18 protein-coding genes are annotated in these 19836 nt (G+C 65.4%); 5 read left to right on the forward strand and 13 right to left on the reverse strand.

All coding sequences use genetic code 11. From position 1 onward, the window contains the following. Positions 1–35 precede the first annotated feature (35 nt). Both AC6H34_RS09640 and AC6H34_RS09645 read left to right on the forward strand, forming a co-directional pair. Positions 36–593: a tetratricopeptide repeat protein gene (locus AC6H34_RS09640; RefSeq protein ID WP_448150252.1), complete on the forward strand. Its 558-nt coding sequence runs from the start codon at positions 36–38 to the stop codon at positions 591–593. A gap of 151 nt (positions 594–744) precedes the next feature. Beyond that, positions 745–1743 (forward strand): alpha/beta fold hydrolase, encoded by a 999-nt coding sequence (locus tag AC6H34_RS09645; RefSeq protein WP_497538657.1) that lies wholly within the window; start codon positions 745–747, stop codon positions 1741–1743. A gap of 38 nt (positions 1744–1781) precedes the next feature. Here the strand turns inward: AC6H34_RS09645 and AC6H34_RS09650 are convergent, their stop codons facing one another. The 4 genes from AC6H34_RS09650 to AC6H34_RS09665 all read right to left on the reverse strand — a co-directional run bounded on the left by AC6H34_RS09650 (position 1782) and on the right by AC6H34_RS09665 (position 5993). After that, positions 1782–2516 carry a hypothetical protein gene (locus AC6H34_RS09650; protein WP_497538658.1) on the reverse strand — a complete coding sequence of 245 codons (735 nt, stop codon included), beginning with the start codon at positions 2514–2516 and terminating at the stop codon, positions 1782–1784. Positions 2517–2775: 259 nt separating this feature from the next. Further along, positions 2776–4212 carry a pyruvate kinase gene (gene pyk, locus AC6H34_RS09655; protein WP_497538659.1) on the reverse strand — a complete coding sequence of 479 codons (1437 nt, stop codon included), beginning with the start codon at positions 4210–4212 and terminating at the stop codon, positions 2776–2778. Positions 4213–4345: 133 nt separating this feature from the next. After that, positions 4346–4999, reverse strand: a complete 654-nt coding sequence (locus AC6H34_RS09660) for a DUF1036 domain-containing protein (RefSeq protein WP_497538660.1) — start codon at positions 4997–4999, stop codon at positions 4346–4348. Positions 5000–5078: 79 nt separating this feature from the next. Then, on the reverse strand, positions 5079–5993 hold the full coding sequence (locus AC6H34_RS09665; protein WP_497538661.1) for a DMT family transporter: 915 nt from the start codon (positions 5991–5993) through the stop codon (positions 5079–5081). Between the two features lie 89 nt (positions 5994–6082). Here AC6H34_RS09665 and AC6H34_RS09670 point away from each other — a divergent pair, with 89 nt between their 5' ends. Both AC6H34_RS09670 and AC6H34_RS09675 read left to right on the forward strand, forming a co-directional pair. Then, positions 6083–6868, forward strand: coding sequence for an N-formylglutamate amidohydrolase (locus AC6H34_RS09670; RefSeq protein WP_448150246.1), 786 nt, complete (start codon positions 6083–6085; stop codon positions 6866–6868). Between the two features lie 54 nt (positions 6869–6922). Beyond that, on the forward strand, positions 6923–7171 hold the full coding sequence (locus tag AC6H34_RS09675) for a DUF2312 domain-containing protein (RefSeq protein WP_448150245.1): 249 nt from the start codon (positions 6923–6925) through the stop codon (positions 7169–7171). Between the two features lie 40 nt (positions 7172–7211). Here AC6H34_RS09675 and modA (AC6H34_RS09680) read toward each other — a convergent pair whose 3' ends face one another. Next, positions 7212–7985: a molybdate ABC transporter substrate-binding protein gene (gene modA / locus AC6H34_RS09680; RefSeq protein ID WP_497538662.1), complete on the reverse strand. Its 774-nt coding sequence runs from the start codon at positions 7983–7985 to the stop codon at positions 7212–7214. Positions 7986–8144: 159 nt separating this feature from the next. On the opposite strand from modA (AC6H34_RS09680), the gene modA (AC6H34_RS09685) reads away from it, so the two are divergent. Then, entirely contained in the window at positions 8145–8939 is a 795-nt protein-coding gene (gene modA / locus AC6H34_RS09685; RefSeq protein ID WP_497538663.1) for a molybdate ABC transporter substrate-binding protein, read from the forward strand. An 11-nt stretch (positions 8940–8950) separates the two neighbouring features. On the opposite strand, the gene AC6H34_RS09690 is transcribed toward modA (AC6H34_RS09685), so the two are convergent. From AC6H34_RS09690 to AC6H34_RS09725, 8 genes are all read right to left on the reverse strand, one after another. Continuing rightward, positions 8951–10579: an NAD-dependent malic enzyme gene (locus tag AC6H34_RS09690; protein ID WP_497538664.1), complete on the reverse strand. Its 1629-nt coding sequence runs from the start codon at positions 10577–10579 to the stop codon at positions 8951–8953. A 174-nt stretch (positions 10580–10753) separates the two neighbouring features. After that, positions 10754–12055, reverse strand: a complete 1302-nt coding sequence (locus AC6H34_RS09695; RefSeq protein ID WP_497538665.1) for a chloride channel protein — start codon at positions 12053–12055, stop codon at positions 10754–10756. 166 nt (positions 12056–12221) lie between these two features. Beyond that, the gene (locus AC6H34_RS09700; RefSeq protein ID WP_497538666.1) at positions 12222–12491 is read right to left on the reverse strand and encodes a hypothetical protein; all 270 of its coding nucleotides are present in this window, start codon (positions 12489–12491) and stop codon (positions 12222–12224) included. Between the two features lie 221 nt (positions 12492–12712). Beyond that, positions 12713–15064 carry an FdhF/YdeP family oxidoreductase gene (locus tag AC6H34_RS09705; protein WP_497538667.1) on the reverse strand — a complete coding sequence of 784 codons (2352 nt, stop codon included), beginning with the start codon at positions 15062–15064 and terminating at the stop codon, positions 12713–12715. Between the two features lie 84 nt (positions 15065–15148). Then, the gene (locus AC6H34_RS09710) at positions 15149–16405 is read right to left on the reverse strand and encodes a cupin domain-containing protein (protein ID WP_448150238.1); all 1257 of its coding nucleotides are present in this window, start codon (positions 16403–16405) and stop codon (positions 15149–15151) included. A gap of 673 nt (positions 16406–17078) precedes the next feature. Beyond that, on the reverse strand, positions 17079–17450 hold the full coding sequence (locus AC6H34_RS09715; protein ID WP_448150237.1) for a response regulator transcription factor: 372 nt from the start codon (positions 17448–17450) through the stop codon (positions 17079–17081). 132 nt (positions 17451–17582) lie between these two features. Next, positions 17583–18248: a response regulator transcription factor gene (locus AC6H34_RS09720; protein ID WP_497538668.1), complete on the reverse strand. Its 666-nt coding sequence runs from the start codon at positions 18246–18248 to the stop codon at positions 17583–17585. Continuing rightward, positions 18245–19714 carry a sensor histidine kinase gene (locus tag AC6H34_RS09725; protein WP_448150235.1) on the reverse strand — a complete coding sequence of 490 codons (1470 nt, stop codon included), beginning with the start codon at positions 19712–19714 and terminating at the stop codon, positions 18245–18247. The genes AC6H34_RS09720 and AC6H34_RS09725 overlap by 4 nt, the downstream gene beginning before the upstream one ends. Between the last annotated feature and the right edge of the window lie 122 nt (positions 19715–19836).

Genomic DNA, 19836 nt, shown 5'->3' on the forward strand with positions numbered 1-19836 from the left:
TGAAATCGCCACAATCGGCCGGCACTATCGCGATCATGAAGATCGCGATTCTCGCCTTGATGGGGATACTGGCCGCGCCCGCCGCCGCGATGGCGCAGGACAAGCCGCCGGCCGATCCCGCTCTCGACCATCTCTATGAGCGCCTGAGCAAGGCCCAGTCGGAGATCGAGGCCCGCAACATCGCCCTGCAGATCGAGCGGATGGAGCTGAAGTCGGGCAGCGACACCGCGGATCTGCTGATGGACCGCGCGCTCACCGCCATCCAGGCGTCCAAAACCGCCAAGGCAATCAAGATCCTCGACGCCATCATCCATCTCAGGCCCGACTATGCGGAGGCCTGGAACAAGCGCGCCACCGCCTATTTCCTGCAGAAGGATTATGTGCGCTCCATCGCCGACATTGCCGAAACGCTGCGCCGCAACCCCCGCGAATACGGTGCCTGGAGCGGCCTGGGGATGATGCTCGTCGACATGGGCGACAAGAAGCATGCCTATGAGGCACTGAAGAAGGCACTCGAGATCAATCCGCAGATCCCAGGCGCCCAGAAGGTGCTCGACGACCTCAAGGCCGATGTCGAGGGGCGGGACATCTGAGATCGATCCGGCCAGGTTCCGGGCCGCCGTGCCTGCGGGCGCATAAGCCGCGGATCGGTCGAACGAGCTTCCAGCATTGCGCCAAACGGATTACGTTCGGTGACGAGAGGCAGGCCCAAGCCTGCGCCCCCCGATTCCCGAAGGCCCCTGATTGACCGCCCTGCTGATCTTCCTGCTCATCCTCGTGAGCGCTCACGTGCTCGGGGCCATCCAGGCCACCCATATCATCGCGGCCCGCATCGCCGAGGAAAACCCGCCGGGAGGCGTGTTCGTGCCCGTGACAGGCGGGCGCCTGCACCTGTTCGATCTCGGTGCCGGCCATGATGCCGGGCGCCTGCCTGTCGTGCTGCTGCACGGCGCCACCTCCAATGCACGCGACATGGTCTATGGTCTGGGGGAAGAGCTTTCCCGAAGCCGCCGCGTGATTGCAGTCGATCGGCCGGGCCATGGCTGGAGCGACCGGCCCAATGGACGTGCCGACGCTTCCCCGGCCGAGCAGGTGAAGCTCATCGTCGAAGGGCTCGAGCAGCGCGGCATCCGCCGCTTCGTCGTGGTCGGACATTCGCTGGCGGGATCCCTGGCCGCCAACTTCGCCCTGGAGCACAAGGACAGGGTCGCCGGGTTGGTCTTGCTTTCAGGCGCCACCCATCCCTGGCCGGGCGGCATCAATTGGTACTACCGCCTCTCCGCCACACCGGTTCTGGGCCAGATCTTCGTGCATACTGTCATGACGCCCGCCGGCAGCTGGGGCCTGAAGAAATCGGCGGAGGATGCCTTCATTCCGGGCAGCGGCCCGGCCGACTATGTGCAGCGGACGAGTGCAGCGCTGGTGCTGCGTCCCCGCGAATTTCGCTGGAACGGGCAGGACGTCGCCGCCCTCAAGGCCTTCCTCGAAGTTCAGTCCAGGCGCTACGGCGAGATCAAGGTGCCGACGGCCATCGTCGCCGACCCCGCCGATCATGTCGTCTCGACCCCCATCCATTCCGAGGCGCTGCACCGGCAGGTGGAGGGCTCCCGCCTCATCCTCCTGCCAGGAACGGGACACCAGATCCACTACACCGCCAGGCAACAGGTCCTGGCCGAGATCGAATGCGTGGCGGATGAGGCGGAGGCCCTGCAACGCCACGAGTTGCCGAGGGCCGCGGAATAGAGCCGTCGCCTTCGCATCGGACCCATTTCGCCCGGGGCCTACGGGTCCAGCTTGAGCACGCTCGCCGCGAGCGGCATGTCCACCAGCTCCATCGAGCTTGCCGAGACCTGACCATCCCTGTCGACGCCGTAGCTCACCATCGCGCCGCGAAACTCGCGGCCAAGCAGCCGGGCCTTGCCGCGCAGGTCCCGCCCCTGGATATCCGCGAGCGCCTGATAGTCCGCCGGCCAATCCTTGGCTACGCCAGCGGCCGCGGCCCCTTTCTGAGGCGAAGGCGTGTCCGGCGCGAGATAGAGCGAAACCACCCACGTTATCGCGCCATCGGCCGCCCGTATCGTTTTGGCCGCCGCACCGAAGCGCCCACCAACCTTCTCGGCGAAAGTCCGCTCCGGGACGGATGCGGCGAGAGGCTGCATCATGCGGAGCCAATAGGCGCGCTGGCCGGTTTCCTGGGACGAAAACCAAAGGCCGAGGGTGATGTCCTTCTCCGAATCCGTCTTGGCCCCGCTCCTGGGGGACAGCCGTGTCTCGATATGAACAAGCGGATCGCCATCGGGACGCAGGCTGCTGCGGATGAAGGGCTGGAGATGCTCGTCATAGATGCCCTCCAGGAACTCGCCGTTCAACGCCTCGTCCATCGGGATGTCGAGCGGCAGGAGGGCGACGCGCCATGGCTTGTCGTCCAGGGCGGCGAAGGAAGGGCCGGCCGCCAATGCAGCGGGCGCGGCCATGGCAGCGAAACCGGCCAGCAGGGCGATGCGGAGTAATTTCATGTTCCGACTCACGAGAACCAGGATTTATCTAGCCGGCTACCTTTAATCTCGTCCATGTAATGTTTCCGCGGAACGAGTCGAAGCCGCACGGCAGGCAGGACGACCTTCCTGCTCCTATAGGCCTCCATGTGGTTCGAAACTGTGCCGGAAAGCACAGATGCCACCTGATCTGATATGAATCCGCATTTCATTTGCCGGCAAAAATAAAAGGCGCAGCCGGAGAGCTGCGCCTTCGTAAGATCGGGAATGCGTGTCGTCTTCAGGCGCCCTCGGCGTCCTCCCCCTCCACCACCGCGATACGCACCATGTTGGTGGCGCCGGGTGTGCCGAAGGGGACGCCGGCCATGATCAGCACGCGCTGGCCACGCTTGGCGAAGCCGTCGCGGGAGGCATGGCGGCAGGCACGGTCGACCATGTCGTTGACGTCGCGGGCATCGTCGGTCAACACGGCGTGGATGCCCCAGACCAGGGCGAGTCGGCGTGCGGTCGCAACCTTGGGCGTCAGGGCCAGCAGCGGCTTCTCGGCACGCTCGCGGGCGATGCGCAGGCCGGTCGAGCCCGAAGCCGTCCAGGCGATGAGGGCAGCGATATCGAGCGTTTCCGAGACGGTGCGGGCAGCCGCGGCGATGGCGTCGGCGCCGGTCTGCTCCGGCTCGTTGCGCTGGGCGTTGATGATGGTGCGGTGGAGCGGGTCGCGCTCGACCTCCTCGGCGATGCGGTTCATCGTCGCCACCGCCTCGATCGGGAATTCGCCCGAGGCGCTCTCGGCCGAGAGCATGACGGCATCGGCGCCCTCATAGACGGCCGTGGCCACGTCGGATACTTCCGCGCGGGTAGGCACGGGCGAGGTAATCATCGATTCCAGCATCTGCGTCGCCACCACGACGGGGCGGCCGAGGCGGCGGGCGCCGCGCACGATGCGCTTCTGCAAGCCGGGCACCTTCTCGAGCGGCAACTCCACGCCGAGATCGCCGCGCGCCACCATCAGCGCATCGGACTCCTCGATGATCTCGTCGAGGCGCTGGATCGCCTGGGGCTTCTCGATCTTCGACATCACCAGGGCCCGCCCGCGGACGATGTCGCGCACCTCGCGGATATCCTCCGGGCGCTGCACGAAGGAAAGGGCAATGATGTCGATGCCGGTGGTCATGGCCGCTTCCAGATCGGCATGATCCTTGGGCGTCATGGCCGAGACCGGAATTTCGGTATCGGGCAGCGACACGCCCTTGCGGTTCGACATCTTGCCGCCGACGACGACCTCCGTCACCGCGCGGTTGCCGGTGGCCTCCTTCGTCCTCAGGCGCACCTTGCCGTCGTCCAGCAGCAGGGTATGGCCGGGCCGCAGGGCCGAGAGGATTTCGGGGTGGGGCAGGTAGACGCGCTCGACGGTACCGGGAGTCGGATCGGAATCGAGCACGAAGCTCGCGCCGTTGACGAGTTGCACGGCCCCCTCGGCGAATTCGCCGATACGCAGCTTCGGACCCTGCAGATCGACGAGGATGCCGATCGGACGACCACATTCCTTCTCGACATCGCGAATGAGCCCCACCATTTCCCGCATGCGGTCATGCGAGGTGTGGCTCATATTGATGCGAAACAAGTCGGCGCCGGCGCGGAACAGCTTGGCGATCATCTCCCGCGTCGAGGAAGCAGGTCCCAGGGTGGCGAGTATCTTGACTTTACGCTGACGTCGCATGCGGCAATTTCTCTCTTTTCTTGGACATTTTGTGCGGATGTCGACGCCGCAAGGCAGCGCACCCACAAGGGTGAGCCGGAACTCTAACCCCATTTTCACGCCAGAAACGTGACATAAAAGACACGCTGTGGCGCTATTTCGAGGGGGCTGACGTTCCGGAAGGATTGGGCGGGGTTCCAGGGGCCGGGGCCGGCCCGGGCGTTTGCGGTGCGGGGGCGGCCGGAGAGGCTGGAACCGCGGACGAAGGTGTGGCGGGCGTCGCCGGCGCTGCTGTCACGGAAGGGGCCGGAACAGCAGCCGGCCCATCCGGGGGCGAGGGGGGCGTATCGGCCGGCGCATCCGACTTCGGTTTGGCGCCATTCTGCGCCTGTTCGGAAAGCTGCACGGTCCAGGCCTTCTGCTCGCCGGTATCTATCTCGAAATAGCCCGTGCGGTCGTAGCCGCGCGCCAGGCAGTTCTCGAAGCCGCGGATGGTGAACTCCTTGTCGCGGGTGCACATGAAGGCACTCCCGCTCCACTCCCCGCCCTGGTCGTAGTCGACCGCATAGACGTAGTAATAGCGTGCGGCGAGCGGCCCCTTGAGGATGGATTCGCAGCTCCGCGCAGCAACATTCCACCATCCCTCGGTCAGCCAGCCCTGGTTGTCCTTGTAGCCGACGGCGACACCCACGCGGCTGGATGTGTTGTTGCAGAGGCGGAAATCGGCGGAGGCCGGGCTGGCGGCCAGGATGGAAGCCCCGCAGACGGCTGCGGTCACAAGCAGGAAATGGACGGTGGTACGTTTCATCCGGAGTGATTCGACCCTTGGGCTCGTCATCAATACAGTCTCGTTCGGGCGCAAGAAAGGCGCTAAATCGGCGTATGCCTCAGGCCGTTCGCGGCCGGGCGATCCAGATGCCGGCGATGATGACCAGCCCGCCGAGCGCCTGCAGCGGCGAGACGGCCTCCTGAAGGATAAGCCAGCCCAGCGCCGCAGCCGCCACGGCCTCCAGGAAGATCACGAGCGAAGAGAACACCACGGGCAGCGAACCGAGCGCCACCGACAGCAGCCCCTGCCCGCCTGCGTGGCTGACCCAGGCGAGCGCGAACAGCGTCACCCAGCCAAGCGCACCGGCCGGCAGGAAGCGCTGGCCCAGGCCGTAGGTGGCCCACAACGCCACTGCCGCCAGGATCGCGGCGGCGAGCACCGACATGTAGAAGGTGACGCGTGCCGCGCGGTGGCGGAGCCGCGCCTTCTCGACGGCGAGGAAATAGAGGCCGAAGAACACGGCCGTCGCTTCGGCGTAGCCGTCGCCGACGAGATGACCCGGCGCAAAGGCGATGGACTGCCCCACGAGGGCGAGGCCGCCGAGAAGGCAGAGCGCGAGACCCAGCACGGCGCCGCGGCTGGCTTTCCGGCGGTAGAACAGCCAGCCGAACACCACCACCCAAACAGGGGCGGTGGTGGCGAAGAAGGTCGCGTTGGCGACGGTGGTCTTGGCAATGGCGAGATGCCAGAAGAAGAGGTCGGCGGCAAAGACAAGGCCGGAGGCGATCACCGGCAGCGAGAAAGCCGGCCCGCCATCAGGTGTTTGCGCGTTCTGCTCCTCCAGCCGCATCCAGGCGTAGAGCACAGGCAGGGCGAGGAAGACACGATAAAAGGCGCTCGCGAAGGGGCCGACATCGGACAGGCGCACGAAGATTGGCGAGATGCCCATGGCCATCGCGCCGCCGAGCAGGGCGGCGAAGGCGGGCCAGAAGGCGTGGCGTGCGGGGCTGGCCGATTGCGCGGCAGTGCTCATTCCCATTTCCGTTGCGGCTGGAGGCTGTTGTACTCGATCGGGCCACGTCTTTATGCTGACTGTCTCGATCCCACAATGTCAGTGATTCCGTGCAATCCGATTTTCCGCCCATCGAAACACTGGACGGCCATCCAGAATCCGGTCTGATCCTGCTATGCGACCATGCCTCCAACGCGCTTCCGGCGGAATATGGCACGCTTGGCCTGCCGCCGTCCCAGCTCGAGCGCCATATCGCCTATGACATCGGCGTACGGACGGTCACTCATGCGTTGTCTGCCAGATTGCGGGCGCCGGCGGTGCTTACCCGCTATTCGCGCCTGCTGATCGACCCCAATCGCGGCGCCGACGACCCGACGCTGGTCATGCGGCTGTCCGACGGCGCCCTGGTGCCCGGCAATGCCCGCGTGGGGCATGAGGAGATTACCCGGCGCATCGAACGCTTCTATCGTCCCTATCACCGGGCGATCGCCGATCTCGTCAACGCCAGGCTGGAACGCGGCATCGTGCCGGTGCTGTTTGCCGTGCACTCGTTCACGCCGGTCTGGCGCGGAGTGCCGCGTCCCTGGCACGTCACGCTGCTCTGGGACAAGGACCCGCGCATCGCCAAGCCGATGATCGAGGCCTTCGGCAGGGATCCGGCCCTCGTGGTGGGCGACAACGAGCCCTATGACGGCGCCCTGGAGGGGGACACGCTCTACCAGCATGCGACGTTGCGTGGCCTGCCGCATGCGCTCATCGAGGTCCGGCAGGACCTCATCGGGACCCAGGAAGGCGCGCTGGACTGGGCGGACCGCATCGCCCATGCGCTGTCTCCCCTCATCGTCGACCCCACAATCCGGCGCATCGAACATTGGGGAAGCCGCACGGGGGGTTGACCCGACTCGGCTTTTTCAGCCACATCGCGCCCAATTTTTTCTCAGGAGTATTCCATGACGGACGCAACCTCGGTCGCCGCCGACCAGCTCAAATCGATCATCGAGCGCATCGAGCGCCTCGAAGAGGACAAGAAGGCGATCGCCGACGACATCAAGGAAGTGTACGGCGAGGCCAAGGCCAACGGCTTCGACGTCGCCATTCTTCGCAAGATCGTCTCCCTTCGTAAGAAGCCGGCTGCCGAGCGTGCCGAGGAAGACGCCATCCTGGAACTCTACCTCCAGGCGCTGGGCATGGAAGCCTGAGGCGTCCCAAGCCTCTCATCGATCGCTGCGACCGAGCCGATCAGCGCTTCAGCAGCACGAAGCCCTGCTTCAGGAAGATCGGCTTGGCCTCCTCGCCCGCCAGGAAGGCGAGGAACTGTGCCGGCGCCTCGCCCTTCGCCGTCGCGGTCAGCGCGAAGGGATAGACGATGGGCGTGTGGGTCTCGTCCGGAAAGGTCGCCACGACCTTTACGGTGGGATCGGCATTGGCGTCGGTCTGGTAGACCACGCCGAGCGCCGCCTCGCCTCGTGAGACGAACTGCATCGCGGCCCGCACATTGTCGGTCTGGGCGAGCCGGGGCTCGGCCGCCTGCCACATGCCGAGTTTCGTCATCGCCTCCTTGGCATAGATGCCGCAAGGCACGGTGTTGACCGTTCCCGTCGACCATTTGCCTGTCCCGACAGCCTGCTCGAAGGCGACGGAGGTCAGAGGCAGCCTGTCCGCCTTCGCGTCTTTCGGCGCGATGACGACGAGCGAGTTGCCGAGCAGGTTCACGCGGCTTTCGGGCCGGATCAGCTTGTGGTCGGCTGCATAATCCATCCATTTCTCGTCAGCCGACACGAACAGGTCCGCCGGTGCGCCCTGCTCGATCTGCTTCACCAGCGCGGGCGAGCCGGCGTAGCTCGCGACGACGGCGATGCCTGTCTTGGCCTTGAAGGCGGCCGCCGCATCGTCGAGCGCATTCTTGAGGCTCGCAGCCGCGAAGACGGTCACTGTTTCGGCGGCCCGCGCCGCCGTCGTGCACGCCAGTGCAAGGAACACGGCAAGGGCCAGTCTGGTGCTTCGGTTCGTCATGACGGTTCTCGTTATTCCCCCTTGGATACAGCGTACTGGTTGCATGCCAGCATGTCGTTGGCAATCGGGCTGTTGCCGTCGGGGCACCGATCTGCAACGATCGTCATAGTCTTGTGGATATAACGAGACACGAATTCGATTCCTGCCGGAGTGAGCGCCATGTTCCGACCCCTTCTCGTCACCGGTCTCCTGCTGGCTGCATCCGCGGGGCAGGCCGACGAAGTCGTGCTCTATGGCGCCGGAAGCCTGCGCGATGCCCTCGGCTCGATCGCGAAGGACTTCGCGGCCAGGACCGGGGTGCAGGTGCAGACTTCCTTCGGGCCGTCCGGCCTGATGCGCGAGAAGATCGAGAAAGGCGATGCGGTCGACGTCTTCGCCTCCGCCGACATGGCGAGTCCCTTGAAGCTTCGGGAGGAAGGCAAGGCGGCCGCCGTCGTGATGTTCACCCGAAACCAGCTCTGTGCCTTCGCCACGCCGGAGGCGGGTCTGACGACGGCGAATTTCGCCGGGCGCATCCTCTACCCCGCGGTCAGGCTCGGGACCTCGACCCCCAAGGCCGATCCGGGCGGGGACTACACCTGGGCGATGTTCCACGCGATCGACAAGGATGCACCCGGCGCCTTCGCCAGGCTCGACGCCAAGGCGCAGAAGATCGTCGGCGGCACCACGGCGGCCACCAGCGGCGATCCGATCGCGGCAGCCTTCCAGACCGGGCAGATCAACGTGATGATCGGCTATTGCAGCGGCGCCGACCAGCGCCGGAAGGCGACGCCGGGCATTGCCGTCGTGGCCGTCCCGCCGGCCTATGACGCCGGACCGGAATACGGCCTTGCCCTCGCCGACAGCGGGAACCGCAACGCGGTCGCCCTTGCCCTCGCCATCCTCTCCCCCGAGGGACAGGCGACCCTCGCCCGCTTCGGCTTCGCCCCCGTGGGCCTGCCCGCCAAGCCCTGAACGGCGGGCTGTCAGGCGGGATAGGCCGGCCGGTAGACGCTGGACCGGATGAGCCCGGCGATATCGCCGGGACGTTCCACGCGCGCGAGATTCCTATCGAAGATGTATTCGGCAACGCGCCCCGCAACGTGCAGGGACGCCGCGTAGATCTGGCTCTGTGGAGGATAGATCAGGCCGGTCGCGAGATTCTTCTCGGTGACCTGTTCCGCCACCGCCTTGGCGGCCACGATGAACATCTCCTCGGTCACGCGGGTCGCCTGCGTGGCGTAGACCGCCATGCCCATGGCCGGGAAGATATAGACGTTGTTGCCCTGGCCGGGAACCAGGATCCGGCCGGCGATCTCTACCGGCTTGAACGGGCTGCCGCTCGCGAAGATGGCCCGCCCCCCGGACCAGCGATAGGCCTCTTCCGCCGTGCATTCCGATCGTGACGTCGGATTGGAATAGGGGAATATGATCGGCATCTCGTTGATCTCGGCCATGGCCTCGATCACCGGCTGGTTGAACAGCTTCGGCACCGTGCTGACGCCGATGATGCCGGTCGGGCGCAGGGAGCGGATGGCGTCGAGAAAGGTCGAGACCGGTTCGTGGTCCAGCGCGAAGGGTTTCTGGAAGGCGGCGAGGTCGGTCCTCGACGTCACCATGAGGCCGTTGACGTCGAACAGGGCATTGCACCCTCGCGCCGCCGCGATGTCGAGGCCTTCCAGGGCCATGGCCTGGCTGATCAGCTCGGCGATGCCCGTCGCCGCCGAACCGCCGCCGAGGAAGAGGAAGCGCTGGCTGGCGAGCTTCTGCCCTGAAATGCGCAAGGCACCGTAGATTCCGGCAAGCGCCACGGCGGCGGTGCCCTGAATGTCGTCATTATAGGTGCAGACCCTGTCGCGATAGCGTTCCAGGATCGGTACGGCGTTGATATTGGCGAAGTCCTCCCACTGGATGCAGCATTTGGGATAGAGCTCCTGCACGGCATCGACGAACTCGTCGATGAAGGCCATGTAGTCCTCGCCGCGAACCCGGCTTTGCCGCAGCCCGAGATAGAGGGGATCCTCCAGCAGATCGTGGTTGTTGGTGCCGACGTCGAGCGTCACCGGCAGGCAGTATTCGGGCGGTACACCCGCGCAGGCGGTGTAGAGAGCGAGCTTGCCGATCGGTATGCCCATGCCGCCGACACCGAGGTCGCCGAGGCCGAGGATGCGCTCTCCATCCGTGACCACGATGAAGCGGACATCCCTCACGGGCCAGTTGCGCAGCAATTCCCTGAGCCGACCACGCGCCGTGATCGGCAGGTAGACGCCGCGCGCGGCGCGGAAGATGTGATCGAACTTCTGGCAAGCCTCGCCCACGGTGGGCGTGTAGACCAGTGGCATGAAGGCCGCGGGGTCCGACATCAGCACCGCATAGAACAGCGTCTCGTTGCGGGCCTGAAGATCCGACAGCAGCAGATATTTCTGCAGGTCGTTGTCGAGATTGCCGAGCTCGGCGTGAATGCGGGCAACCTGGAGCGGAAGGGTGCTGGGCACCGGAGGCAGCAACCCTTCCAAGCCATGGGCGCGGCGTTCCGCCTCGCTGAAGGCGCTGCCCTTGTTGAGTCGGGGATTGCGCAGGAGGGCATAGCCTGAGACTGGACTCGATTCAGACATCGGATGGACTCCAAATGATCATCGAAACGCTCGGTTACCTGGCCGGCCCGTCAGCCCGCCTTTCCGCGTTGAACTTCCTCATCTTGGCAGGATCCGCGGCGCGGTCGAACGCTTTTCGCTCGCGACCAGGACTATCGGATCGGCGCGGCATTCCGGCATCCGCTTCTCCCACGTTCAGGGGCGCGAGCCGGTTGGAACAGCTGCCGGCTCCCGGGACGTGGCGCGGAATGTCATGGCGCAGAGCCGATCGGCGGCGATCGAGCCGCTGACGGCGAAGACGAGGGGAAACAGGAAATCCTGACCCACTCGCGTGAATTCGAGGATCAGGACGATCGCGGTCAGCGGCATGTTCATGGAGGCGGCGAGAAAGGCCGACGCCCCGATCAGGGCGAAGGCGCCGGGCGGAACACCGGGCCAGGCGATGGTCCAGAGGCAGCCGAGCACCGTGGCGAGCAATGCACCGATCGTCATGCCCGGGGTCAGTAGGCCGCCCTTGGCGCCGGCGCGCAATGCCGCCAGCGTCACCAGGACGCGAAGGAGCAGGAGGCTGCCGGCAAAGCCCAGCGACAGGTCGTTTGCTAGGCTGAGTTGAAGCGGCCCCTTGCCGTTGCCGAGCAGTTGAGGAAAGCCGATGGCGAGGAGGCCAATGCTGACGAACACGGCAAGGTTCCAGGGAAGCAGCCGCCAGTCGCGCGGAGCGCGTTCGGCCATCACGGCGGATACACGCTTGAAGCCATGGGCGGCGAGGCCCAGCAGCGGACCGGCCAGGACCGACCAGACCACCAGCGACGGGCTGATCTCGAAGGGCATCACGGGATATTGCACCTCGTCGCCGAGGCCGATCCAAGCCACGAGCGCGGCAATGCCGGATGTCGCGATGGCAGGAAGCAGCGCCTGCAGGCTGAATGTCCCGAGCAGGACTTCGAGGACGAAAAGAGCTCCCGCGAGGGGAACGTTGTAGACCGCGGCCAGGCCGGCACCGGCGCCGCAGGCGATCAGGATGCGGGCCTCGTCCGGGCTCAGGCCGGCGCGCCGGGACAGCCAGCCCGCAAGGGCGGCCCCAATCTCGCGCGGCGCGACTTCGCGCCCGAGGGGCGAGCCCAGCGCGACCGTGCCGATCTGCAGCAGGGCATGAATGGTCGTCTCCGGCAGAGGCATGGTCTGCGCCGGCGACTGCACGGATTTCCTGATGCCGACGAGCGGCCGGCCCCAGCGATAGAGCGCCCACCAGCCCGCGCCGGCCACGAGGCCGCAGAAGGCCAGCACCACGATGCGGCGCAAGGGGGAGGCGGCACTCACGCCCTGGAGGAAGCTTTCGGCGCCGATGACCGCGTCGAGGCTGTATCCATAGGCGAGGTGCTGGATGAAATGCAGCGCGAGCGCCAGTCCCATGCCGCCGAGCCCCGCTCCGGCGCCGGCCAGGAGCGTGACGACCGCCAGCCTTGCAAGTGCGGTCCTCTCGTCGGTAAGGGCCATGCCTGGTCTCCATGTCGGCGGTATGGTGGTAACACCATGCCCGGCCTCGCTTCAATTGATACCGTCACCACCCTTCGGTGTCGGGATGAGGCACCCCCGGCACCGGTCGGGCCTCCGACCGGAAACGATCGGGGGCCCGGCGGGTCATGGCTCCAGCGGGAGTGGATCAGCTGCGCTGTTCGGCAGGCGGGATGACTTCGCGGCCGGCGCCGGGGATGACGGCACGGGTCCCTTCGGGCTTGCCCTTGAAGTTCTGCTGGGCCGGTGGGATCACTTCGCGGCCAGCGCCGGGAACGACGGCATCGGCGGCTTCAGGCTGGGCATTGAAGTTCTGCTGGGAGGGCGGGATCACGGCGCGGTCGGAACCGGCTTCGGCAATGGTGGCCGACAGGGACAGGGCGAGGGCGACGAGCGTAGTGGCGACAAAGGTCTTCATGGTCTTTCTCCTGAGAGTTGGGGAGGGGTTCACGATCAATTCACGCCGTCACCCTACGAGTTTCCGGGCGGTCGATATTTCACGAAGGCATCGGTGTTTCGCATTGCCACCCCCGCCTCGGCGCAGCGAGAGTTCTCCCGTGGGCAGACAAAAAGCCGGCCTCCGCCAGGAGGCCGGCTCGGCGAACGGAACCGGGGAGGAACGGCCCGCCGCGGGAGAGATCAGGCGGTGGAGGAAGCGGCCAGCGGCCTCACCAGCACGGGTATCGACTTCGCCGAGGGCGTCTTGCTCCTGGCATCGTGATAGCTCAGCGGCATGAGATGGTTCGTCTCCGGATAGTAGGAGGCGATCGAGCCGCGCGGAATGTTGTAGGGTCGCGCCTTGAAGCCCACCACGGTTCGGCGGACCTCCTTGTCGGCCAGGGATTCCAGTTCCACCAGGCCATCGGGCTCGATGCCGCGCTCCGCCATGTCCGCCTCGTTCATGAAGACGACCATGCGCCCGCCGAACACGCCTCGGTAGCGGTCGTTGAGGCTGTAGATGGTGGTATTGTACTGGTCGTGGCTGCGGATGGTAGCCAGGCGCAGCATGTCGGGGGCGTCCACAGAGGGGTCCTCGCACAGCCCATCGATGACGAGGAAGTTCGCCTTGCCCGTCGCCGTCTTCCAGATGCGCTCCCGAGGGCCGCTATAAAGGTGGAATCCCCCAGGGACGCGGATACGGGCGTTGAAATCGGCGAAGAGCTGCGGGAACACAGCCTCGATCTTGTCGCGAATGAGATCGTAGTTGCCCTCGAAGGAATCCCAGTCGACGCCGCTGCCCGGCAATGTCGCTCGGGCGATGCCGCAGATAACGGATACTTCCGACTTCAGATGCTCCGAGGGCGGATGCACCAGTCCGCCGGAGGCGTGAACCATCGACATGCTGTCCTCGACGGTGACGCTCTGCCGCCCGCCGGCCTGCATGTCGATATCGCTGCGGGCGAGGCACGGCAGGATCAGGGCCTCCCGCCCATGGACGAGATGGCCGCGATTGAGCTTGGTGTTGATGGCGACCGTCAGCCTGAGCCGGCCCATGGCCTCGCGCACGCGTTCGGTATCGGGCACCGCCGCCGCGAAATTGCCGCCGAGGCCGATGAACACCTCGGCGCTGCCGTCCATCATGGCCTTGAGCGCGTCCACGACGGCATGGCCGTGATGCTGCGGCGGGTGGAAGCCGAACACCTTCTCGATCTGGTCGAGCAGGACCTGGCTCGGCTTTTCATCGATTCCCATCGTCCGGTCGCCCTGAACGTTGGAATGGCCGCGCACCGGACAGATGCCGGCACCGGGCCGGCCGAAATTCCCCTTCATCATCAAGAGATTGGCGATCTGCTGCACGTTCTCCGTGCCGTATTTGTGCTGGGTGATGCCCATGCCGAAGCAGATGATGGCGGACTTCGCCTGGATGTAGATACGGGCCATCCGCTCGATCTGATCGCGCGGCACGCCAGAGACGCGCAGAATGTCGTCCCATCCGGTGTTGTCGAGGTCATCGATCAGCGCATCGAGGCCAGTGGTATGCTGCTGGATGAAGGGGACGTCGAGAATCGGGTCCTCCCCTGCTTCCAGAGCGCTCTCATGAGCCTCGAGGACCAGCTTCATGATGCCCTTGAGCACCGCGACATCGCCGCCGACCTTGACCTGGCAGTATTCGCTGGCGATGCGCGTCGAGGAAAGCGTCACCATTTCGACCGGATCCTGCGGCGCGGCGAATTTCTCCAGGGCACGCTCGCGCAGGGGGTTGATGGCGACGATCGGCACGCCGCGCCGGGAGGCGTCGCGCAGGGCGGTCATCATTCGCGGGCTGTTGGTGCCGGGGTTCTGCCCGATCACGAAGATCGCATCGGTGGCGTCGAAGTCCTCCAGCAGCACGGTGCCCTTGCCGATGCCGATGCTCTCCGGCAGGCCGACGCTGGTCGCTTCGTGGCACATGTTCGAGCAATCGGGAAAATTGTTGGTGCCGAAGCGGCGAACGAAAAGCTGATAGAGGAATGCCGCCTCGTTGGAAGCGCGTCCGGAGGTGTAGAACTCCGCCTTGTCCGGGCTTTCCAGGGCCTTGAGATGCGAAGCGATCAGCGCGAAGGCTTCGTCCCAGCCGATCGGCACATAGTGATCGGTCGCTGAGTCATATCGCATCGGCTCCGTCAGTCGACCCTGCTCCTCCAGCCAGTAGTCGCTGTGTCCGGCGAGCTCCGCCACCGTATAACTGGCGAAGAACTCTCGCGTCACCTTGCGCTTGGTCAGCTCGAACGACACCGCCTTGGCGCCGTTCTCGCAGAATTCGAAGGAACTGGTGTGCTTGGGATCCGGCCACGCGCAGCCCGGACAGTCGAAGCCATGAGGCTGGTTCATCGATAGAAGGGCTCGCGAGCCCTTGATCTCGATGCTCTGCTCACGCAGGGCGAGCGCCACCGCCCGCAGGGCGCCCCAGCCGCCGGCCGGGCTGTCATAAGGCTCGAAGACCGCCCCGGCCTCGGGCTCCTCGACCGGCGCGGCAGGCTTGACGGAGTTCGGCGAGGATGGCTCGGACATGGGTCGGTCTCCTGTGGCGTGGTTGAGGGCAGCCTGCCCAGCTGACCGGACCGGCGTCTTTCAAAATCGCAGGGCCCGGCCGGTTCAGGCCGGCATCACATCCCTGCGGGTCTTCTGGAACCGCGCTATGGTCTCCGGCGAAAGGTTGAGCGTGGCCGCCACCATGGCGGGGGGAGTATGCGCGAGCCAGTCGGACAGCGATACCTCCGCGAAGCGATCGGCACGGAAGATCTCCATGAAGACGAGATCGTCCTTGCCGGTATTCTCGACATAGTGACCGAGGCTCTTCTTGACGTAACCGATATCGCCAGGCCGAAAATCGGCCGTCTCCGCGGCGGGGCCGGTATTGAAGACGGTCATCCGACCCGAGCCCTGAAGGTAATACTGCCACTCATCGGCATTGGGATGCCAGTGCAGTTCGCGAATCCCGCCCGGCCTGATCCGCACGAGCGCGGCAGCCATCGTGGTCGAAACCTTGAAATTGCCGCTGTCGGCGATCCTGACCTCGCCGCCCGCCGTCTTCTTGTCCGGTGCCTGGTCCGCCAGCCGGAAGACGAAGGGATTCGGGGGTGTGCCCGCCTGCGCCATCGCGGCGGCCTGGTCCGCCGCGAGCGGGCCGGGAACGGTGCCCTGGAAGATCCAGCGGTTCTGGAGGGGAATGTCCTTGAATGCCTCGGCCGGCACGCCGAAGCTCTTGGCAAGCACTTCCGGCGGCGTATGCGCCAGCCAATCGGTGAGCAGCAGCGTGTTGTATTCGGAAGATTCGCCATTGTCGAAGGCCAGCACGAATTCGGCCCCGTCAGGCCCGAGGCCTTGAAGCGAATGCGGCAATCCAGCCGGGAAGTACCAGAGATCCCCGGCGACCACGTCTTCGACGGCAGGGCGTCCAAGCTCGTCCAGCACCGTGATGCGACAGTGCCCGCTGGTCATCACCGCCCATTCAGCCTGCTGGTGCCAGTGCATCTCCCGGATACCGCCTGCGGAGAGTCGCATGTTGACGCCTGAAATCGTGGTCGAGATCTGGAAATCGGACTGGGTGACCTGCCTGGCCCAACCGCCGTTCTGCACCCGCTTGGGCGCGATGTTGAAGGAGTTCCAGAACATCGGCATGCCGCCGACATCGGTGGGAGGCGGATCGAGGAAGGAAGGAAGGTTGTCGGCCAGAGCCGGATTTTGCGGCCCTGGATCCGTCAGGCTTTGCGGATTGGCGGCGTTGACGGCACCTTGCGGGGGCAGATCCGGATTGCCGAACACGCCCGCAGCCTTCGTCGAAGTTGTCAATGCCGCCGCGCCGCCAAGCGCTCCGGCAGCCAGAAGGGAACGTCTCGTCAGATTGTTCATTGGCCGGCTCCTCATCGGAAACGATGTTTCGTTGCACAACGCCTAGGCCGAAACCGGCAGTTGCTCTTTCGTGTTTCGGCTAGGATTTCGTGATCGCACCGCACGCCGCGAAGGCGGCCGCCATGCGGCGACCCCTGCAAGTGAAAGACGCGGCGCCAGGGGCAATGGCGCCGCGTCTTTTTCGGCCGGAATGCCAACAAGGCCGGCCACTACTCTCTGATCCACGATCGGCTTCAGATCCCTCCGCGGTCGATCCGCCGGCGCTTCGCCCCCGGCCACTCCGTTCCTGCGAAGCGTAGGGAAGCCCGATGTCGAGGTCAGCGGATATCGAACATGCGTGAGGCGCGGAGGGTTTCCGTCCCGTGCCCCACCTCCCGGCGGCGAACCATCGCCGGCTTCGGGACAGGAACGGGCCTGGGTTCGCCGAATACCAGGCGAACTATAAATCGCAACATGAGTGGCACTCCCCATTTATAGCGGCCCTCGCCGTGTCTGTGGGAACGCAGTCTAAAGAGACTAGATTGAGCCGTTTTTCGAAAAAGAACTTTCGTTTCTACAATAAACCCTGGTCGAAGACTACTCGATCCTTATCGTAAGCCAAGTTCTGGGTGCATAAATACTCTGGACGGACCACGGCGAAACGGCGACATATTGGCGCGCCGGCGACTTAGCCCTACCGATGCCCGAGCGCCTGGTTGAGGTAGTGGGCCATGACCCCGCCATCCGAGGGTTTCTCCAGAAAGGCGATGGCGCCTGCGGCCTCGGCGCGCTGGCGGACATTGCGTTCGGGGTAGGCCGTGATGAAGATGACAGGCATCCGGCTTCCCCGGGCGCGCAGGTGGTTCTGCAGCTCCAGGCCACTCATGCCCGGCATCTGCACGTCCGTGATAAGGCAGTCCGTCGCCTCCGCCTGCGGCGAACTTAGAAAATCCTCGGCCGAGCCGAAGGTGCAGGCAACGAAGCCGAGCGAGCGGACAAGCCCCTCCATGGCCGTGCGAACGGATTCGTCGTCGTCGACGATGGATACGATCTGAACTTTGGACACGTCGGTAAATCCCATCGCGCCACACCGCAGTTATCCCGGGCAGCGCACTTGGGAAGCATAATGCGACTTTCCTCAGCGGATTTAAATTATACGAACGTTTGGTCCGGCAGGTCGACCGGCCGCCGGAAGCGGTCACAGACTCTGCCGGGGCTCGTGCAGGCCCAGGATCTCGGCCATGCGGACGAGATCGGCCAGCGATCTCGCATCCATCTTCTTCATCACGTTGCCGCGATGGATCTTCACGGTGATCTCGCTGAGGCCCAGCTCGCCGGCGACCTGCTTGTTCATCAGGCCGCCCGTCACGAGCGCCATGATCTCGCGCTCGCGGGCAGTCAAGGTTGCGAAGAGCCCCTTCAGCCCCGAAATGGCCTTGTCGCTCTCGCGTCGCTTGCGATCACGCTCGATCGCCTGCGAAACCGCATCGAGCATGTCCTGGTCGCGGAAAGGCTTGGTCAGGAAGTCCACGGCGCCGGCCTTCATCGCCCGCACGGACATCGGAATGTCGCCATGGCCGGTCATCACGATGATCGGGATGTGAATGTTGGCAGCCGCGAGCTGGGCCTGGAAGTCCAGGCCGCTCAGGCCAGGAAGGCGGATGTCGAGCACGAGGCAGCTCGGCTGGTCCGGCAGCTTGGCGCCGAGAAGTTCCCCGGCGGTCGAGTGGAGCCGCGTCTCCAGGCCGACGGAGCGGAACAGGCTGCTGAGAGCCTCCCGCAGGGAGGCATCGTCGTCCACGACCAGCACCACGGGCGTGTCGGCTGCGGTGCGGCCCTGCGCGGATGCCGGCTTCGGGTTCATGGCTCATCCCCCCGCCGGATCGGCAGCGCGAACTGAAAAGTGGCACCGAGCGACTCGTTGCGCGAGGCCCAGATCCGCCCGCCATGCGCATCGATGATCGAGCGGCAGATCGAAAGCCCCATGCCCATGCCCTCCGGCTTGGTCGTGAAGAACGCGCTGAAGAGCCGTCCCTCATTGTTCGCGTCGATACCGGGGCCGCTATCCTGGACGGCGACGCAGACCTCGTTTCCGGCCAGCCGCGAGCGTGCGATCAGCTCGCGCGGACCGTCCGGCCGCTGGTTCATCGCCTGCACCGCATTGACCATCAGGTTGATGACGACCTGCTGCAGCTGCACCTTGTCGCCCTGGATCGAAGGAAGGCCCCCGGCAAGATCCAGCTCCAGCGCGACCCGATGATTCGAGATCTCGCGCTGCACGAGGGGAAGCGCGTCCTCGATCACCTCGTTGATGTCGACGGCCAATGTCTGGGCCGAGCCCTTGCGCGAGAGGTTGCGAAGCCGCTTGATGACTTCGCTCGCCCGGCGCCCGTCGCTGATCATGCGCTCGATCGAGCGCTTGACCTCGTCGAGCTCCGGCACGTCACGCGCCATCCAGCGCAGGGCCGCCTCGCCATTGGTGACGATGCCGGCGAGCGGCTGGTTCACTTCGTGGGCGATCGAGGCCGTCAGTTCCCCGAGCGTGGCCACCCGCGTGACATGCGCAAGCTCGGCCTGCGCCTCGGCAAGGGAATCCTCCGCCAGCCGGGCCGCCGTGATATCCATGATGGCACCCATCACGGCAGGCTTACCGTCCTCGTCGATGACGCGGTGGCCGACCGATCTGACATGGCGGATCGAACCATCCGGCAGCAGCAACCTGTTGACATGATCGAAACTCGCCTCGCCTTCCAGCGCCGGTCCGAAGGTGGCGCGGACATGCAGCAGATCCTCGGGATGGACACGCTCCATCACGGCCTGCAAGGGCACTTCCAGCTCGGAGCCGAAGCCGCAGATGCGGGCAGCCTCCTCCGACCAATTGATCATGTCCCCACCCGTCCTGAGGCTGAAGCTGCCCATGCGCGCCAGCTTCTGGGCTTCGGTAAGCTGCTCCTGGGTACGCTGCAGGGCCTCGCTGGCAAGGCGCATCCGAACCGCAAGGAACGTGGTGATCGCATTGGCCGCGAGGCTGACGATACAGCGGCCCGCGGCGGTACTGTCATAGTTCACGCCATGCACGACGAAGAAGCTGATCAGGGTAAGCACCATGCAGGTGGCGGACACCACCAGGATGCCTCGCCAGCCGCAGAAGCTCGCGGACATCAGCACGACTGCCACGTAGAGCACGGCCACGGCGATGTTGATGCGCGTGGCACTGTCCAGGGCGAAGACCAGCAGGGCGAAGACGGTCGCGACGACCGGCAGGAATGACGTGCGCGTCGATGCTCCGGAGGATGCCCCGCCTCCAGAAGTCAGCGTCTGCGTCGACATGGATATGGTCTCGCCCCAATGAGTCAGCCCGGTGCCCGGCATATCGCAGGCGAGTGGAACGGTCCACGACGACTGAGCCAACTTGTCACACAACAAAGCAAACGACGGTTGCGGCGTCAACC

The organism is Labrys sp. ALF-8, assembly GCF_059699065.1.

Bases quoted from the DNA above. Each gene is read 5' to 3' on its own strand.
- modA (WP_497538663.1), top strand. From the start codon at position 8,145: ATGTTCCGACCCCTTCTCGTCACCGGTCTCCTGCTGGCTGCATCCGCG.
- AC6H34_RS09710 (WP_448150238.1), bottom strand. From the start codon at position 16,405: ATGAACAATCTGACGAGACGTTCCCTTCTGGCTGCCGGAGCGCTTGGC.
- AC6H34_RS09695 (WP_497538665.1), bottom strand. From the start codon at position 12,055: ATGGCCCTTACCGACGAGAGGACCGCACTTGCAAGGCTGGCGGTCGTC.
- modA (WP_497538662.1), bottom strand. From the start codon at position 7,985: ATGACGAACCGAAGCACCAGACTGGCCCTTGCCGTGTTCCTTGCACTG.
- AC6H34_RS09705 (WP_497538667.1), bottom strand. From the start codon at position 15,064: ATGTCCGAGCCATCCTCGCCGAACTCCGTCAAGCCTGCCGCGCCGGTC.
- AC6H34_RS09690 (WP_497538664.1), bottom strand. From the start codon at position 10,579: ATGTCTGAATCGAGTCCAGTCTCAGGCTATGCCCTCCTGCGCAATCCC.
- AC6H34_RS09665 (WP_497538661.1), bottom strand. From the start codon at position 5,993: ATGAGCACTGCCGCGCAATCGGCCAGCCCCGCACGCCACGCCTTCTGG.
- AC6H34_RS09675 (WP_448150245.1), top strand. From the start codon at position 6,923: ATGACGGACGCAACCTCGGTCGCCGCCGACCAGCTCAAATCGATCATC.
- AC6H34_RS09640 (WP_448150252.1), top strand. From the start codon at position 36: ATGAAGATCGCGATTCTCGCCTTGATGGGGATACTGGCCGCGCCCGCC.
- AC6H34_RS09720 (WP_497538668.1), bottom strand. From the start codon at position 18,248: ATGAACCCGAAGCCGGCATCCGCGCAGGGCCGCACCGCAGCCGACACG.
- AC6H34_RS09660 (WP_497538660.1), bottom strand. From the start codon at position 4,999: ATGAAACGTACCACCGTCCATTTCCTGCTTGTGACCGCAGCCGTCTGC.
- pyk (WP_497538659.1), bottom strand. From the start codon at position 4,212: ATGCGACGTCAGCGTAAAGTCAAGATACTCGCCACCCTGGGACCTGCT.
- AC6H34_RS09650 (WP_497538658.1), bottom strand. From the start codon at position 2,516: ATGAAATTACTCCGCATCGCCCTGCTGGCCGGTTTCGCTGCCATGGCC.
- AC6H34_RS09700 (WP_497538666.1), bottom strand. From the start codon at position 12,491: ATGAAGACCTTTGTCGCCACTACGCTCGTCGCCCTCGCCCTGTCCCTG.
- AC6H34_RS09725 (WP_448150235.1), bottom strand. From the start codon at position 19,714: ATGTCGACGCAGACGCTGACTTCTGGAGGCGGGGCATCCTCCGGAGCA.